The sequence below is a fragment of the Archangium sp. genome (assembly GCF_036389735.1).
Classification (GTDB): Bacteria; Myxococcota; Myxococcia; order Myxococcales; family Myxococcaceae; genus Archangium.
In genome coordinates this window covers 1-15,792 of sequence record NZ_DASVWK010000760.1, presented here as the reverse complement: position 1 = coordinate 15,792, position 15,792 = coordinate 1, and the positions used below count along the sequence as shown (strand labels likewise).

Genomic DNA, 15,792 nt, shown 5'->3' with positions numbered 1-15,792 from the left:
GGACAAGCCGGACGCCACCCAGACGTACTTCTGGGTCGGCAACACCGGCATCGCCCGCACGGACCCCGCGCGCGTGGACGTGAACCTGGCCAACACCGTGCTCGGTGGCCGCTTCACCTCGCTGCTCAACACGGCGCTGCGCGTGAAGTCCGGCCTCACCTATGGCGCCGGCTCGCTGGTGCTCGCCCAGACGCAGGCGGGGCCCTTCGCCGTCTCCTCGTTCACCAAGACGGAGTCCACCGAGCAGGCGCTCGACATGGCGCTGGACGTCCTCGCCCGCTATCGCCAGGAGGGCATGGACGACGCCCTGCTCTCCTCCGCCAAGGAGTACGTGCTGGGCCAGTTCCCGCCCACGTTGGAGACGGGCCGGCAGATCGCCAACAAGCTGACCGAGCTCGCCTTCTACGGGCTGGACGCGAGCGACGTGAACGACTTCGCCGCGAAGGTGGCCGGCGCGGACAAGGCGCGTATCCAGGCCGCCATCCAGCGGGTGATGCCCTCGCGCGAGGACCTCACCGTGGTGCTCATCGGCAAGGCCTCGTCCATCCGGACCGTGGCGCGCAAGTACGGCACCGTCACGGAGATGCGCATCACCGATCCGCACTTCGCTCCGAAGCCATAGCGGGCCCTATTTCGGCAGGGCGGCGTAGCGGGCCTGGCACTTCTGGTAGCGCTTGTTCACCGACTGCGCGAACCACGACGTGGAGCGATCCCCACTGATTTTGGGGCTGCGGATGGTCACGGTGGGGAGCCGCGCGTACTCGGGAGGTTGGCCCGTCTCCTCCTGGTACGCGCGCTTGATGGCATTCCACGTGTCCGTCTCCTCGAAGGCCAGTTCCTTCTCCTTCAGCGCGTCCTTGCGCACCCGACGCTCGCTCAAGTCCTCCGGTGCGTACCGCTGCCGGAACGCCAGCAGCGCCTTGAGGGAGTTGCTGTCCTCGTCCACCGGCTCGTCCTGCTTGTCGTAGGCGAGCAGGTCCCCGTCCTGCACCAGCTTGATGTCGGTGAGCCGGCTCACCTGCGCCTGCACCGCCGCGTTGCGCGAGGCGTAGAAGCCCGCGTTGTAGTCCGCGAAGCGGTAGATGGGGTCGTCGTAGTGGGCCTCGTAGCCGAGCAGCCGCGCCGTGCCGTAGTACACCCCGCCGCCGCGCGTGTAGAGCTCCTCGCGCACCCGCCGCTCCGCTTGCTCGTCTCCGCCGGCCAGTTCCGCCGAGAAGCGCACGCTCACCTGCATGGAGCCGGCGGTGGTGATGGGGTTGAGGTCCTCCAGCCGCGAGGACTTGAAGAGGGCGCTCGCCAGCTGCGCCGCGGTGTACGTCTTCGGGTACTCCGTCTCGTAGTACTCCAGCAGCTCGCGGAAGACGCGGTCCAGGTCCCGCTCCGTCTTCACCTGATTGAGGCGCTGCTCGAAGGTCTGCGTCTGCCCCGGCGCCTTGCCCTCCAGCAGCGCCTTCACCGCCGGACCCCCGAGCGGGCCCAGCTTGTCCGCGTAGGCCTTCAGCCGATCCTGGACGATGCGCGCCAGTCCCGGCACCGCCGGGTTGGCCTCGAAGCCGGACTCCTGCTCGATGACGGCCAGCACCGAGCACACCGCCTCCGCCGAGGGGTACAGCCGGTGCGCCTCCAGCGCCGCCATCACGTCCTGCGCCCAGCCCTCCCGGTCCTTCTCGTCCGGAGGCATGAGCCTGGCGATCTGCTCCACGGTGACGCGCGGAGGAAGCGGGACCTCGGGGCGCACGTTGCGCGCACACGCGCTCAGCAGCGCCACCAGCACGACTCCTACAAGCCCTGAATGATTCGTGAAGACCATCACAGCCCCTTGAGTAGGGGCAGTCTACCGCCGCACCTCGATGTCGCGTGCGCGGCTCTCACCGTCGCCCACCAGATCGAACGAGGCGCGCACCGACATGCCCTCGGTGATGGCCTTGAGCGGGATGTGGCGCCCCCGGCGCAGGCCCCGGCTGCGACCGTCGATGTGCAGCTCGTAGACGTTGCCCTCGCGGTCGCTCACCTCGATGGTGCCAGGGCGCACGCGCTTCACCCGGCCATCCACGGAGCTGGTGGCGATGGTGACCTGATCCAGGGGCCGGGTGGCGGAGCCGCTCGTGTCAATGGCTCGCGCCGCCTCGGCCGCCGCGCGCACCCACGCCCTGTCCTCATCCTCGTTCTCGTCCTCCGAAGTGGTGCGGACGGTCCGGCGCTCCGACCATTCCCACGCCTCGGAGTCCGTCTCCACCAGCCGCGAGGGCGGTGGCTCCTCGTCCGCCGCAGTCGCCTCGGCCGGCGGCTCGGCCTTCCGGGTCTCGGCGGTGGGGACGGCCAGGGCTTCCAGGTCGACGACGGCGACGGTACGAACGACAGGAGGGGCCTCGGGTGGAGCCGGGGAGACGACCGTGGGCGCGGAAGCCACGGGCACCGCGATCGCTGGCTCCGGCTTCCGGCATCCCGCCGAACAGAGGACACACCACCCCACCAGCCCCAACCCCATCGCCCATCTCGGCATCCCGCCCCCCCACACTCGCCCGCCGGGGGGAAGGTGGGGACCCAGGACGGATGCGGCAAGTTGCGCCCCGAAGCCCTGTTCCGTGTGGTGCGAGACACGGAAGGCAGGCGAGCGTCCCCTCTGCCTTCGGGAGGAGGGTCAGGGTGAGGGTCTCCGCCCCTTGGGTTCTCCCCGCCAGCGCTCGAGCAGCTCCCGCGCACTTCCACCGCGCTCCAGTCGGGCCTCCGTCACGGCGAGGTCCGGTCCCAGCTCCAGGACGAAGGCGAGCGTCGGCTCACCGTGCAGGTGGTAGCGCAGGTCACCGATGCGGATCACCGTGCGTCCCTCCGCCACTGGCGTGGAGGAGATGACGGGGAAGCGGGCCCACGCGAGGGCCTCGTGCACGGTGGGCACGGCGCGCACGTTGGCGGGGAGCGCATCCGGGCCGGGACGAGGCAGACGGCGCTCCGCATGCGGGGAGCCCCCGAGGGACACCGTGCCGGCCACGTACTCGGAGGGGAGGACGGTCACGTAGCGCCACGTGGTGAGCGAGAGCCACGCGGGGAACACCTGCACCCGCTCCGCACCCGGCGTGGCCTCGCGCACCCGGGAGGTCAACGTGGCTTGGAGGACGCCGCGCATGCCCACGTACGCGGCCGAGCACGCGAGGCCCACGAGCAGGGCCCCGCGCCACCGTGCCCGACGACGCCAGGCCCACACCGTGCCCACGAGGAGGGGGAGGGTGACGAGCGGGTCCACCACCATCGTCCAATCGAGCGTGAGGCGCTGGTCGGAGAAGGGGAGGAGGAGCCGGGTGCCCCAGCCGGTCCACAAGTCCGGCAACAGGTGCGCCACGACGAGCGCGAGCAGGCTGGAGAGGTAGACGGGGAGGAAGCGGGCGCGGCGGAAGACGAGCAGGGCGAGCGCGGTGGCGGTGAGGGCCACGAGGGGCGCGAAGGCGAGTGCGTGGGACAGGCCGCGGTGGGCGCGCAGGGCGTGGTCGACGGAGTTGGCGGCCGGCAGCAGGGTGTCGAGGTCGGGCAGCTCGGAGGCGAGGACGGAGCCGAGCAGGACGGCCTTGTCGGTGGGGGAGAGCGGAGCGCCAGCGGGAGCCTCGGGCCGGCGCAGCGCGCCGAGGGCGAGGCCCAGCAACCCATGGGTGAGGTTGTCCATGGCGTCACGCCCCCAGGGCGAGGGCCACGGCCCGCACATGCGCGTGGACGAGCTCCCGCGCCCGGGTGAGCTCTTCCAGGAGGACAGGCACGTACCCGAGGCACAGCACCACCTCGTCCTCGGGAGCGGCGCGCGCGCCCAGGGCGGCGTAGTCGAGCGTGCGCGAGACGGGCTCGCCCTCGGTGTCCGGGGTGAAGCGGCCGAAGACGGCGGCGTGGGTGCCCCGGCCGGGCGCGGTCTCCTTCAGGGCGAAGAGCTGGCGCACGGCCTCCAGGGCCTCGGGGCGGGCGAGGAGGGCCTCGGGGTTCACGGGTCCGGCGAGCTCCCACTCGAGCAGGCGCAGGCAGCCGCGGACGAACTCCACGTCGGTGATGACGAGGCCGTACAGGTACCAGTCCGCGCACGCGGCCTGGATGAGCCGCGCCTGGGCGTCCGTGAGCCAGGTGAAGGAGGGACAGGTGAAGGTCTCGCAGATGTCGGCGCGGTAGACGCCGCAGTCGCGCAGGTCCACGCCGCCCGTCACCCTGGGGTGGCCGAGGCAGCCCACCTGGGTGTGCTCCGCGTCGAGGAAGCCCAGCAGCGGGCAGACGCGCACGGCGGGGAAGAGGGGAGGCGTGCGGGCCTCCAGCAGGGCGCGGGCGGCGGCCTGGTACGCCTCGGGCTCCTTGGGGAGCGGACGGACGGCGTCGGTCTGCGCGGCGAGGCGCTCGGTGAGCGTGGCGCGCGAGTGGTCGCGGAAGTTGTAGAGGCCGCAGCACGCCCCGCAGGAGGCGCCACGGCCGGGCTGGCACAGGTGGAACGAGACGGTCATGTCAGAACCACTCGGGCCGCATCCGCGTGTACGAGTCCTCTCCCGAGCGGCACAGCGTCACGAGGATGGAGACGCGCGGCAGCTCCGTGTGGAGCCAGTACTGCGCGGCGGCCAGCTTGCCCTCGTAGAAGTCCTGGCCGCCTCCGCCCCGTGCGAGGCCCTCGCGCGCCGCCGCCGCCTGCGCCAGCCACCGCCACGACACCGCCAGCGCCGAGAACAGCTCCATGTAGTGCGCGCTGTGGCGCAGCATCCGCTCCACCTCGCCCGCCATGCCCGCGGCGCCCAGCTCCATCGTCAGCGCCACCACTTCCTGTGTCGCCTGGCTCAGCGCCTCGCCCCAGGCCGGATCCACGCCCGCCCGACGCGCCCGCTCCACCGTGGCCCCTATCTCCTCTGCGAAGGCCTGGAGCGCCGCGCCGCCCGCCGCCACCACCTTGCGCCCCAGCAGGTCCAACCCCTGGATGCCCGTGGTGCCCTCGTGGATGCTGTTGAGCTTCTGGTCGCGCAGCCACGCCTCGGGGAGGTACTCGCTCGAGTAGCCGTAGCCGCCGTGCACCTGCACCGACAGCGTGTTGGCCTCGAAGCCCTTCTCCGCGGGGAACGTTTTCGCCAGGGGCGTGAGCAGGTCCAACAGCAGCCCCGAGCGCCTGCGCTCCTCCTCCGTCTTCCCGTGGGCCGCCAGGTCCGCGTACCACGAGGCCGCCGCCAGCAGCGACAGGCCCCCCTCCACGATGGCCTTCTGCCGCAGCAGCATCCGCCGCACGTCCGCGTGCTCGATGATGGGGCGCTGCGGTCGCGACGCGTCCTTCTCCCCGGCGGGGCGCCCCTGCGGCCGGCTCTGCGCGTAGGCCAGGGACTCGTGGTAGGCCACCGAGGCCGTCGCCACCCCGTTGAGGCCCACCATGATGCGGGCCTCGTTCATCATCTGGAACATGTGGGCCAGGCCCTTGCCCGCCTCGCCCACCCGCCACCCGCGGCAGTCCCCGCCCTCGCCGTAGTTGAGCGCGAGGCTGGGCAGGCCCTTCCAGCCAATCTTGTGGATGACGCCCGCCACCCGCACGTCGTTGTCCACGAGCCGTCCGCCCTCGGGCCGCCGCGAGGGAACCGCGAAGAGCGACAGGCCCTTCACCCCGGCGGGTGCGCCCTCGATGCGCGCCAGCGTGAGGTGCACCACGTTCTCCGTGAAGTCCTGGTCCCCGCCGCTGATGAAGATCTTCGAGCCGGTGATGCGGTAGGTGCCGTCCCCGACAGGCGTGGCCTTCGTGCGCACGTCCGCGAGGCTGCTGCCCGCCTGCGGCTCGGTGAGGGCCATGGTGCCCGTCCACTCGCCCTGGTACATCCGGGACATCAACAGGTCCTTGAGGGCGGGGTCGCCGAAGGCCTCGATGAGGTGCGCCGCGCCGCTGGTGAGTCCGATGTAGCCGTAGGCGCTCAAGTTGCCCGCCATCAGGTACGCCGAGGCCAGCGAGTACACCGTGAGGGGCAGTTGCTGGCCTCCCACGTCCGTGGGCCGCGTGGCGGACAGCAGGCCCAGGTCCACCAGCTGCGGGTACAGCTTGCGCATCAGCGGGTGCACGTGGACGCGGCCATCGCGGAACGTCGGCGGCTCGTTGTCCATGAGGCGGTACGTGGGGAAGAGGACGTCCCGCGCGTAGCGACGCGTGCTGTCCAGGAAGAGCGTGAACGTCTCGCGCGAGTGGTCCGCGAAGGCCGGGAGCTGGCAGAGCGACTCGAGGTCCAGCACCTCGTAGAGCTGGAAGTCCACGTCGCGGTCCGAGAGCAGCGGGTTCGAGGCGGGGGCGGTCATGGGTCCGTGTTTATGTCATGGGAGGGCAGGGCGCGAGGGGCTTACCAGCGGTGTGAGAGGCCCGCTCCCGCGTACACCGTCAGTGGTGGCGCCGGCTCGAAGTAGCGCCCCCGGCTCGCGTTCACCCGCACGTTGTCGCTGTAGCGCGCCGACAGCAGGTTCTGGAGGCCCAGGAAGGGGTTCACCTCGAAGGCCCCCATCCGGAAGCGGTGCCCCAGCCTCGCGTTCACCACCCACGCCGTGTGCTCGCGCACCGTGTTCGCGTCGTCCGCGTACAGGCCTCCCGTGCTGAAGACCTCCACCGCCGCCAGCGCCCCGCTCGCGTGCCGGTACACCGCCTCCGCTCCCACCTGGTGGGCCGGAATCCCCGGCACCTGTTTCCCCCGGAGCTGTGTCCCCCGCGGCGCGTAGTCGCGGAAGGTCGCCCGCAGCGCGTTGTACGCCGCGCGCACCCGCAGCGCCTCCGTCACCTTCGCCTCCAGCGCCACCTCCGCGCCCACGTGCCGCGAGCGCCCCGTGTTGCGGAAGTACGCTCGCGCCCGCTCGTCCTCGAAGCGCACCAGCCCGTCCCGGACCCGCACCGCGTACAGCGCCACGTCGTAGCGCAGCCGACCCCACAGCAGCCCGCGCGCCCCCACTTCCGCTCCGTCCGAGTGCTGCGGCTTCAGCTCCCGCGACAGCCCTCCGCCCGCCCCCGGCGGCACCGCCAGCTCCGTCGTCGTCGGCGTCTCGAAGGACTGCGAGACGTTCGCGAACACCGACACCTCCGGCCTCGGCGCCCAGATGAGCCCCAGTCGCCCCGTGGGTTGCTGGAACGTCCGTGTCCCCGTCCCCTCCCCGTCCTCCTTCAGGAAGTCCGTCACCGCGTAGCGCGACAGGTCGTAGCGCACCCCCGCCACCAGCGTCAGGCGCTCGCGCAGCTCCAGCTCCTCCTGCGCGAAGAGGCCCAGCGCCGTCACGTCCTCGTCCTGGTCGAGCTGGAGCGTGCTCCCGGGCAGGCCGTCCACGTTGTCGAAGTTCTTCCGCCGGTCCGCCTGGGCTTGCAGCTCCGTCCCCACCGTGAAGCGGCTGCGCAGGCCGAGCAGCGGCGCCCGGTTGCCGTAGCGCACCGACACCCCATCGAACGTCCGGTCGAACGCCACCACCACCGAGGGCAGGGCGTTCTGGAAGCGGCGCAGCGCCAGGAAGCCCCGCGCTTCCACCTCGTGGTTCTCCCCCAGGCGGCGGCGGTACGTCAGCCCCACCCGGCCCTGTCGCACCGACTCGCCCGCGTGGAAGCGCAGGTTGAGTGGCGCCGCCTGCCTCGGGTCTTCCTCCACCTCCTCCCGCGTCAGCCCGCCCGCGTCTCCCGCATCCGGCGCGTCCACCAGCGACAGCACCGCCGTCAGCTCCGAGCGCTCATCCGGTGTCCAGCCCACCTTCCCGTTCACCTGCACCTGCTCCGTGCCCGACCGCCGCCGCCAGCCCTCCAGCGTCAGCCGCGACGCGCTCACCAGCCAGCGCACGTCCCCGCTCTTGCCCCCGCCCTTGGCGTGCAGTTTCCACAGGCCCTCATCCCCGTGCACTGTCCGCGCCTCCACGAAGGGCCGATCCGGGCCGTCCTCCGTGGTGATGCTCACCACCCCGCCCGCCGCGTTCCCGTACAGCGACGAGGCCAGGCCCCGCAGCACCTCGACACGCGCCGCCGACGCCAGGTCCAGGCTGTCCACGTTCGTCTGCCCGTCCGGCAGCGTCTCCGGAAAGCCGTCCACCAGCACGGTGATGCCCCGGATGCCGAACGCCGAGCGCGCCCCGAAGCCACGGAGGGAGAGTCGCAAGTCCTGGGACGGGTTGTTCCGGCTCTGCACCACCAGCCCCGGTGTCGCCACCAGCCCCTCGTACAGCCCCAGCGTGGGACGTCCCTCCTGGAGATCCTCGCCCTCCACGATGCTCACCGCCGCCGGCGTGCGGCTCAGCGGTGTGGGCACCTTGGGCGCGACGACCGTCGTCTCGGGGGCCGGGGTCCGCGACAGGAGCAGCGCGCAGGGCAGGAGCCAGGACATCCCGTATCTGTGTCCCACCCGCGCGCCCCGCGCCACTCGCCTGGGAGTCGGGTGTTGACCGCGTGGCGCTGGGGGAGCGGGCGGGCAGGGGCTCCGCGTGCCGCCGTCCACGCGGACGACCTCCTTATAAGGAGTGTCCGCTGGTGGAAAGCCGACCCGGAGCGGATGGGGCCCGCCGTCCCGGGCTGTTCTGGCCTGTTAAGGTCTCCAGCCCCCTTCATGAATCCAACCGAGCGCCGCGTCCCGGACGTGCAGACGTCGCTGAACGAAACCCTGAACCATCCCGCGGGGGAGGACTCCTTCCGGCAGCTCGCCGAGGCCATCCCCCAGCTCGTCTGGACGACCCGGCCAGATGGTTTCCACGACTACTTCAACCAGCGTTGGTACGACTACACCGGTACCTCCTTCGCGGTGACCCAGGGCGAGGGGTGGCGGATGCCCTTCCACCCGGACGACGTCCCCGAGGCGGCGAAGCGCTGGCAGCACTCGGTGCGCACCGGCGAGTCCTACGAGGTGGAGTACCGCTGCCGGCGCCATGACGGGGTGTACCGCTGGTTCCTCGGCCGGGCCCACCCCGTGCGCGACGCCAGCGGTCGCATCGTCAAGTGGTTCGGCACCTGCACCGATATCGACGACCAGAAACGCGCCGCGGACGGGCTGAGCTTCCTCGCCGAGGCGAGCGCGCTGCTCGGCTCCTCGCTGGACTACGAGACGACGCTGGCGGCCCTCACCCGGCTGGCGGTGCCCCGGCTGGCGGACTGGTGCTCGCTGGAGATCCTCGACGAGGAGGGCGTCGCCCAACGGCTTGGCGTGGCGCACGTGGACCCGTCGAAGGTGGCGCTGGCCGACGAGCTCCGCCGACGCTACCCACCGGATCCGCGCCGGCCCTACAGCGTGTACCAGGTCATTCGCACCGGGCAGTCCCTGGTGTTCCCGGACATCTCCGACGCGGTGCTGGTGACCGCCAGCCAGGGAGACGCGGAGCTGCTGCGCATCTCGCGCGCGCTGGGCCTGCGCTCGTCCGTGATGGTGCCCCTGTCCGCGCGGGGCCGCACCTTCGGTGCGCTCCAGCTCGTCACCGCCGAGTCCGGCCGGCGCTTCACCCCCGCGGACGTGGCCTTCGCCGAGCAGCTCGCCGCCCGCGCCGCGCTGGCGGTGGAGCACGCGCGCCTCTACACCAACGCCATCCGCGCCGAGGAGCGCTTCCGCTCGCTCGTGTCCGCCAGCGCCCAGGCCGTGTGGGTGATGCGGCCGGATGGCGAGGTGATGGAGGACTCCCCCACCTGGCGGGCCTTCACCGGGCAGTCGCGCGAGGACTACAAGGGTTTCGGCTGGCTGGCCGTCATCCACCCCGAGGACCAGGAGCGCGTGCGCCGGGGCTGGGAGGCGGCGCGGGCGCTCAAGCAGCCCTACGAGGTGGAGATGCGCTTGCAGCGGGCGGAGGGTGGCTACGCCATCACCGTGTCGCGTGGCGTCCCCGTGCTCAACCCCGACGGCAGCGTGCGCGAGTGGATGGGCACCAGCACGGACATCACCGCCCAGCGCCAGGCCGAGGAGGCCTCGCGCCGGCTGGAGAGCGAGCAGCGCGCCCGACGGCTCGAGGCCCTGCGCGCCGAGGTGAGCGAGGTGCTGTCGCGCGAGGACACCCCCTCGAGCCTGATGCAGGCGTGCGCCGAGGCGATGGTGCGCAACCTGCCGGTGCTGCCACTGGTGCAGGTGTGGAAGTGGAAGCGCGAGGCCCGGGTGCTGACGCTGGAGGGCAACGCCGGCCCCGCCGCGCCTTTCTCCAAGCAACCGTCCCAGACGGAGCTGGGGCAGCTGCTCGTCGGGATCGTGGGCGAGTCGCGCCAGCCCCTGCTCGTCAACGCCGTGCAGGAGGACCCCCGGCTGCGCTCCCGGGCGTGGGCGCAAGCCCATGGGCTGGTGTCCTTCCTGGGCACCCCGCTGCTGGTGCGCGGGCAGCTCGTGGGGGTGCTCGTCGTCTACGGCCAGCAGCCCCTGGAGGAGGAGGCCCTGGCCACGCTGGCCACGGTGACGGACGCCATCGCCCAGGGCGTCGAGCGCCGCCGCGCCGAGGTGTCCCTCCAGTCCCATGCCCAGGAACTGGCGCGCTCCAATGAGGAGCTTCAACAGTTCGCCTACGTGGCCTCCCATGACCTGCAGGAGCCGCTGCGCATGGTGGCCAGCTACACGCAGCTGCTGGCGCGGCGCTACAAGGGCAAGCTGGACACGGACGCCGACGAGTTCATCGCCTACGCGGTGGACGGGGTGAACCGCATGCAGCGGCTCATCCAGGACCTGTTGGCCTACTCGCGCGTGGGCACCCGTGGCCACGAGTTCAAGCCCATCGACTCCGGCCGCGCGCTGGAGAAGGCCCTGGCCAACCTCAAGACGGCCGTGGACGAGGCGGGCGCCACGCTCGTCCAGGGCAAGCTGCCGTCGGTGATGGTGGACGAGACGCAGCTCATCCAGCTCTTCCAGAACCTGGTGGGCAACGCGCTGAAGTTCCGCGGCCCGACCGCCCCCCGGGTGCTGGTGGAGGCCGAGCGCGAGGGCCCCATGTGGCGCTTCACCGTGGAGGACAACGGTATCGGCATCGAGCCCCAGTATTACGAGCGCATCTTCGTCATCTTCCAGCGACTCCACGGCAAGGAGGAGTACCCTGGTACGGGCATCGGTCTCGCCATCTGCAAGAAGATCGTCGAGCGGCATGGGGGCCGCATCGGCCTCGACTCGCAGCCCGGCCAGGGCACGACGTTCTGGTTCACCCTTCCGGCGGTCCCCACCGCTTCATCCCAGGGCACGACTTCATGAGTGATGACACCCGCGGACGCCCCATTGAAATCCTCCTGGTGGAGGACAACCCCGGCGACGTCCGGCTGACCATCGAGGCTCTCAAGGAGGGCAAGGTGAGGAACAACCTCTCCGTCGCGCGCGACGGGGTGGAAGCGCTCGCCTTCCTGCGCCGCGAGGGCCCCCACGGCAACTCCGCGCGGCCGGACCTCATCCTGTTGGATCTCAACCTGCCCAGGAAGGACGGGCGCGAGGTGCTGGCGGAGATCAAGGACGACGCGAAGCTGCGCCGCATCCCCGTGGTGGTGCTGACCACCTCCAAGGCGGAGGAGGACATCCTGCGCACCTACGACCTGCACGCCAACTGCTACATCACCAAGCCGGTGGACCTGGAGCAGTTCATCTCCGTGGTGCGCTCCATCGACGACTTCTGGTTGTCGGTGGTGCGACTGCCGACGGGGGATTGAGGGGCCATGAGCGTGGACGAAGGTCGACCGTTGCGGCTGCTGTTGGTGGAGGACAACCTCGGGGACGCCCGGCTCCTTCAGGAGGAGCTGCGGGAGGTGACGTCCGTACGCTTCGAGGTGCGCCACGTGACGCGCCTGGCGGAGGCGGTGACGGAGGTGGCCGAGTCCGGGCTGGACGTGGTGCTGTTGGACCTGTCGCTGCCGGACGGTCACGGCCTGTCCAACATCGAGCGGATGGTGCAGGCGGCGCCGGCCCTGCCGCTGGTGGTGCTCACCGGCACGGATGACGAGCAGCTCGCGATGAAGGCGGTGCACACGGGCGCGCAGGACTACCTGGTGAAGGGCCAGGCCACGGGCCCGCTGCTGGTGCGCGCGCTGCGCTACGCCATCGAGCGCAAGCGGGCCGAGGAGGGTCTCAAGCGCGAGGAGGCCGCGCGGCAGACGGCGGTGTTCCGCGAGCAGTTCCTGGGGATTCTCGGGCACGACCTGCGCAACCCCCTCCAGGCCATCTCCGGCAACGCGGCGCTGCTGCTGCGCTACGGGGGCATGTCCGAGCCCCAGCGCAAGGCCGTCAACCGCATCTCCATCTCCGCGGACCGGATGGCGCGGATGATTTCCGACATCCTGGACTTCACGCGCACGCGGCTGGGTGGGGGCTACACCCTCCAGCGCTCGTGGATGAACGTGCACGAGGTGCTGCGGCAGGTGGTGGAGGAGCTGGAGGTGGCGCACCCCAAGCGCAGCTTCGAGCTGAACGTGGCGGGCACGGGGTGGGGCGAGTGGGACGCGGACCGCATCGCCCAGGCGGCGTCCAACCTGGTGGGCAACGCGGTGCAGTACTCGCCGGAGGAGAGCGTGGTGCGGGTGGTGGCGCGTGACGAGGGGGAAGGGGTGCGGGTGGAGGTGCACAACCTGGGCTCGCCCATCCCCGCGGAGCGGATGTCGCACATCTTCGACCCGTTCGTGCGGGGGCAGGAGGGCTCGCGCTCGGGCTCGCGTTCAGGGCTGGGGCTGGGGCTCTACATCACGCATGAAATCGTGAAGGCCCACGGGGGCACGTTGCAGGTGCGCTCCACGGATGCGGAGGGCACGTGCTTCTGGCTGAAGCTGCCACGCCACCCGCCCACCGCGAAGAGCTGATCAAATTCCCCAGCGCGCGGCTCCCCCTTTTCCTCTCGAAGAGGAGCAGGGGGAGGGTCTACCTTTCGCCTTCCCGCCCGTTGTTCCATGACTTCACGGCCAGTCACCCATGCCCACCCTGGGTGGCAAGGGGGCACGTCGAGGAGGAACGGACGGAGAGGGTCGAATGACGCGGGATGGTTCGGGGGAGGAGCCGTGGGCACACAGACTCGGGACCCGGTGGGGGCCACTGGACGTGCTGCTGTACGAGGCCCCCGGGGCCAGGGCGGGAGTGCTGCTGGCCGGGGGCGTGGGTGGTGGATTCGACACGCCGGCGCGTGGGCTCTTCCCCCGCCTGGGTGAGGAGCTGCTGCGCCACGGGCTGTCGACGCTCCGGGTGAAGTACCGCAACCCGACGGACCTGTCCGAGGCGGTACGGGACGTGCTCGCGGGGGTGGACTTCCTGGTGGCGCGCGGCCTGGAGCGGGTGGCCCTGGTGGGGCACTCGTTCGGCGGGGCGGTGATGATCGACGCCGCGGCGCGGTCGCCGTGGGTGGCGTCGGTGGTGGGGCTGGCGCCGCAGAGCCACGGGACGGAGGCGGTGGCGAAGCTGCCGCCGCGCTCGCTGCTGCTCATCCACGGCCTGGCGGACACGGTGCTGTCGCCGAGCTGCTCGCTCTCCATCTACGATCGGGCGCGGGGGCGCAAGGGCCTGGAGCTCCTCCCGGGCGCGGGACACGTGCTGGACGAGGACGCCGAGCGCGTCTTCCTGCGCGTGCGCGACTGGGTCCTGCAGGAGCTGCGGGGCTGAAGCCGGGCGGGAGTGGATGCTCCGAGAGCACCCGCCTCCCCGCTCATCCGCTCATCCGCTCAGCTGTGCTTGTCGCTGCCCGAGCTGTCCTTGCTGCCGCTCTGGGAGGGCCCGCTGAACTCGCGCTGCTTGCCCTCGGCGTCGTCGGGCGCGGACTCCTTCTCCGACTTGCCGAAGAGCTCCTTGCGGGTCTCTTCGCTCATCTTGGCGTCCCCGTGCATCGTGGGGTTCTCTTCCTGGGGCTTGCGAGGCATGTCGTACGACCTCCGGTGCGAATGGTGTGTTGGACCCGAGACTCAAGGTCTGGAGAGTCGGGGGAGACGGCAAGCCCGGGATGGAGGGGGAGCGAGGGAGCGAGCGGTGGAGGTGCGGCTCCGCGAGCGACCCTAGCTTGAGGGGAAAGGAGATCACCTCATGCCTGAATATGCGGCCCTGGCCATCTTCGGCTTCGCCTTCCTCGTGTTCTTCGTCACCATCGCGCTCACCCTCATCCTCGGGGGCGTCAGCCGCGCGGCCGACAAGCGCGTGATGCTGGAGGGGCGCGTCTCCGAGGGCCAGCGTCTGCCCACGGAGACGGACGGGCGGGCCTACCACTACTAGCGAAGGGGGGCGCCCGGGGGCTTCGGGTTGTAGTAGCGCCGGAGCCACCGGGTGAGCCCGTCCAGGCCGGGGAAGAGCACGCGCTCGGTGATGTTGGCCTGGTCCAGCTTGTCGCGCACCTCCTGCTTGAGGCGCGCGGGGACGATGAGCCGGCGCACGCCCCGCTTCTGGTTCTCGAGGAACGAGTCCAGCCGCGCCGAGGCGTCGTTCATCACCGAGAAGAGGGCGAACTGGTTGATGATGCGCTCGTCGAGCGAAGGCGGCTCGAAGAAGAGCACGAAGGTGTGGCGGGTGAGCTGGTCGAAGGTGGAGAGGTTGTCGGCCACCTGGGCGAGCATCTCCGCGCTGAAGACGTCGGCGCCCTCCTCGCGCAGTTGCGCCTTGAGGGGGCGGGGCAGCAGCCGGTTCGTCTCGCGGTAGTCCACGCACCACACGGCGCCGTCCACATCGTACAGGTCCGGGTCCTCGGAGAGGAAGTGCAGCGCCACGTAGGGGCTGAAGGTCCAGTCCAGCAGGCGCGTGGGCAGCCCGTGGTGCTGGGCGAGCGACAGCCAGTCCCAGAGGGACACGCAGGAGGTGGTGGTGCCGCGCGCGTACTTGCGGAAGGCGCGCAGCATGACGTTCTCCTGCCGGGAATAGTTGCCGCCGCGGCGGTTGAGGCTGGTGGCCAGGTCATGGCCCGCGTCGGGCACGCCCCGGAAGGCGAGCGTGGGCCGGAAGCGCTGGAGTTCCGGGTTCCACGAGCCCGAGAAGAGCGCGTCCTGTAGCTCCAGCCAGTTCTCCACCCGGTGTTCCAGCACTCAGCCGCTCCGCGTCACATCGAGTCCCCGGGCGCGAGCCACAGGCTGCGTCGGTAGTACGTGCCCTCCCGCGCCTCGGCACGCTCGCCCCAGCCCGGGGGCAGGGGGGTGCGCAGCAGGGGCGAGTTCTCGCGCAACTGCTCGAAGACGCACGTGTCCCAGCGCGCGGCGTTCCGGCCGAGCCAGTCGAAGAGCGTCCGCAAGCCGTGTGGGGCCAGCTCCGGATCCATCAGCACGTCCAGGTAGTCGGAGAGGCCCTCGCCGAGCAGCCGCACCACGCGTGCCCCCGCTTCCTCGCGGACGAGGAGCGGTGCGAGCCCCACCAGTCGTCCCTCGCTGCGCAGCGCCAACCCCCAGGGCGACCGCGACGAGAGGGAGGCGTCGGTGCTCCGGTACCAGGGCAGCAGCACCTCCGGCCGTTGCGTGGCGCGGGCACCGGGGCAGCGGGCCCACAACCAGCGCCACTCGCCCTGGAGTGCCTCCAGGTCCCGGAGCGAGCCCACCTCCTGCTCCTCGAGGGCAGTGGAGGTTCGGGCGGGCTGGAGCCCGGGTACGCCGGTGTCGATATTCAGTGCCATGGTGTCTCCGGAAGCTTCAGGGTTTCCAGGGCCAGACGGGCCAGCTCCCGCCAGCGCGCGCCCGTCATCCGCCAGCCGCGGGACTCGTACGGGAGCGTCCCCTCGCGCGGTGGCCGGGTGAAGTCATAGCGGGGGGCGACCCGGTAGCACTCCTGCCCCACGGTGACATCCTCCAGCCCCCGGGCCTGCGTGGCGTAGCACGCGAGCATCCGCCGCTTGGCTTCGCGCTCCGCCTCGGAGAGGGACACGGTGGCCACCTGGCGCTCCTCGCGCGCGGGGAGGAACTCGCCGGTGACGAGCCTCCCCTGG

General features: G+C 71.3%; 16 protein-coding genes. 6 read left to right on the top strand and 10 right to left on the bottom strand.

What is annotated here, in order from left to right; genetic code table 11:
• A partial coding sequence (locus tag VF794_RS27040) for a M16 family metallopeptidase (protein ID WP_331115273.1) occupies positions 1 to 622 on the top strand: 622 nt, incomplete at its 5' end.
• Positions 623 to 628: 6 nt separating this feature from the next.
• Here VF794_RS27040 and VF794_RS27035 read toward each other — a convergent pair.
• The 6 genes from VF794_RS27035 to VF794_RS27010 form a co-directional block, all read right to left on the bottom strand.
• Positions 629 to 1,768 carry a DUF1615 family protein gene (locus tag VF794_RS27035; protein WP_331115271.1) on the bottom strand — a complete coding sequence of 380 codons (1,140 nt, stop codon included), beginning with the start codon at positions 1,766 to 1,768 and terminating at the stop codon, positions 629 to 631.
• 66 nt (positions 1,769 to 1,834) lie between these two features.
• Positions 1,835 to 2,410, bottom strand: a complete 576-nt coding sequence (locus tag VF794_RS27030) for a hypothetical protein (protein WP_331115270.1) — start codon at positions 2,408 to 2,410, stop codon at positions 1,835 to 1,837.
• A 231-nt stretch (positions 2,411 to 2,641) separates the two neighbouring features.
• Positions 2,642 to 3,655 (bottom strand): metal-dependent hydrolase, encoded by a 1,014-nt coding sequence (locus VF794_RS27025; protein ID WP_331115268.1) that lies wholly within the window; start codon positions 3,653 to 3,655, stop codon positions 2,642 to 2,644.
• Between the two features lie 4 nt (positions 3,656 to 3,659).
• Positions 3,660 to 4,466: a hypothetical protein gene (locus VF794_RS27020; protein WP_331115267.1), complete on the bottom strand. Its 807-nt coding sequence runs from the start codon at positions 4,464 to 4,466 to the stop codon at positions 3,660 to 3,662.
• Position 4,467: 1 nt separating this feature from the next.
• Positions 4,468 to 6,273 carry an acyl-CoA dehydrogenase gene (locus VF794_RS27015; RefSeq protein WP_331115266.1) on the bottom strand — a complete coding sequence of 602 codons (1,806 nt, stop codon included), beginning with the start codon at positions 6,271 to 6,273 and terminating at the stop codon, positions 4,468 to 4,470.
• Between the two features lie 41 nt (positions 6,274 to 6,314).
• Positions 6,315 to 8,315, bottom strand: a complete 2,001-nt coding sequence (locus VF794_RS27010; RefSeq protein WP_331115265.1) for a TonB-dependent receptor family protein — start codon at positions 8,313 to 8,315, stop codon at positions 6,315 to 6,317.
• A gap of 219 nt (positions 8,316 to 8,534) precedes the next feature.
• On the opposite strand from VF794_RS27010, the gene VF794_RS27005 reads away from it, so the two are divergent.
• From VF794_RS27005 to VF794_RS26990, 4 genes are all read left to right on the top strand, one after another.
• Positions 8,535 to 11,129 carry a PAS domain-containing protein gene (locus VF794_RS27005; RefSeq protein ID WP_331115264.1) on the top strand — a complete coding sequence of 865 codons (2,595 nt, stop codon included), beginning with the start codon at positions 8,535 to 8,537 and terminating at the stop codon, positions 11,127 to 11,129.
• Positions 11,126 to 11,575: a response regulator gene (locus VF794_RS27000; RefSeq protein ID WP_331115263.1), complete on the top strand. Its 450-nt coding sequence runs from the start codon at positions 11,126 to 11,128 to the stop codon at positions 11,573 to 11,575. The genes VF794_RS27005 and VF794_RS27000 overlap by 4 nt, the downstream gene beginning before the upstream one ends.
• Positions 11,576 to 11,581: 6 nt before the next feature.
• Positions 11,582 to 12,715 (top strand): hybrid sensor histidine kinase/response regulator, encoded by a 1,134-nt coding sequence (locus VF794_RS26995; RefSeq protein WP_331115262.1) that lies wholly within the window; start codon positions 11,582 to 11,584, stop codon positions 12,713 to 12,715.
• A 166-nt stretch (positions 12,716 to 12,881) separates the two neighbouring features.
• The gene (locus tag VF794_RS26990) at positions 12,882 to 13,505 is read left to right on the top strand and encodes a hypothetical protein (protein WP_331115261.1); all 624 of its coding nucleotides are present in this window, start codon (positions 12,882 to 12,884) and stop codon (positions 13,503 to 13,505) included.
• Positions 13,506 to 13,564: 59 nt separating this feature from the next.
• Here the strand turns inward: VF794_RS26990 and VF794_RS26985 are convergent, their stop codons facing one another.
• Positions 13,565 to 13,759, bottom strand: coding sequence for a hypothetical protein (locus VF794_RS26985; RefSeq protein ID WP_331115260.1), 195 nt, complete (start codon positions 13,757 to 13,759; stop codon positions 13,565 to 13,567).
• A gap of 160 nt (positions 13,760 to 13,919) precedes the next feature.
• Here VF794_RS26985 and VF794_RS26980 point away from each other — a divergent pair, with 160 nt between their 5' ends.
• Entirely contained in the window at positions 13,920 to 14,105 is a 186-nt protein-coding gene (locus VF794_RS26980; protein WP_331115259.1) for a hypothetical protein, read from the top strand.
• On the opposite strand, the gene VF794_RS26975 is transcribed toward VF794_RS26980, so the two are convergent.
• The 3 genes from VF794_RS26975 to VF794_RS26965 form a co-directional block, all read right to left on the bottom strand.
• Complete coding sequence (locus VF794_RS26975) at positions 14,102 to 14,905, bottom strand: FRG domain-containing protein (protein ID WP_331115258.1); 804 nt, start codon at positions 14,903 to 14,905, stop codon at positions 14,102 to 14,104. The genes VF794_RS26980 and VF794_RS26975 overlap by 4 nt on opposite strands.
• A gap of 14 nt (positions 14,906 to 14,919) precedes the next feature.
• Complete coding sequence (locus VF794_RS26970; RefSeq protein ID WP_331115257.1) at positions 14,920 to 15,483, bottom strand: hypothetical protein; 564 nt, start codon at positions 15,481 to 15,483, stop codon at positions 14,920 to 14,922.
• On the bottom strand, positions 15,474 to 15,792 hold a 319-nt coding region (locus tag VF794_RS26965), incomplete at its 5' end, for a hypothetical protein (protein WP_414640961.1). The genes VF794_RS26970 and VF794_RS26965, both read right to left, overlap by 10 nt.